This window comes from Lyngbya aestuarii BL J, assembly GCF_000478195.2.
In the GTDB taxonomy this organism is placed as follows: Bacteria; Cyanobacteriota; Cyanobacteriia; order Cyanobacteriales; family Microcoleaceae; genus Capilliphycus; species Capilliphycus aestuarii.
Map to the genome: position 1 here is coordinate 1 of NZ_AUZM01000347.1, position 516 is coordinate 516.

Annotated in this window: 1 pseudogene; it reads right to left on the minus strand. The window is 36.6% G+C overall.

The features are described 5' to 3' along the window. Positions 1 to 6 precede the first annotated feature (6 nt). Positions 7 to 432: pseudogene (gene tnpA / locus M595_RS29895) on the minus strand (IS200/IS605 family transposase). Positions 433 to 516 lie beyond the last annotated feature (84 nt).

Here is a 516-nt window from a genome sequence, read left to right on the forward strand (position 1 = left end):
TTGCGGTCAGGGTTTATCGGAATTAGGTTTGTTCTGATTTTCGATATATTGTCGCCGAGTTGAAATAGTAACTCCGCCGCAACTAGCAACAAAGTAAGAGCCATTCCATAAAACATCTTTCCAGTAAAAAGAATTTAAGTGGTCGGAAAATTCTTGTCTAAGCTTTCGAGACGTTACAGATTTGAGATTATTAACCAAATTACTTAAAGCAATGTCACCGATGGTACTGAAAAAGAAGATGAACATGATTGTCTTCCCCGTTAAATTCAATTAATTTACAATCCCACTTATGAAGTAATTCTTCAAGGATGGAATGTAATATGTTCAGCATCTCAAGAGTAAAAACCTTGTGTCGATACAAAGTTTGTCAAAACCAAATGCACTTTGAGGTCACTGACAGACCTCCCGAGCGCTAACAAAATCGTTCTTCATAATCTCCACTTGAAAAAACTTGTGCTATATTCAGTGTATCTTGTAAATACAGCACTCAAACGAAGGGGGTGATTCAATTGCTTA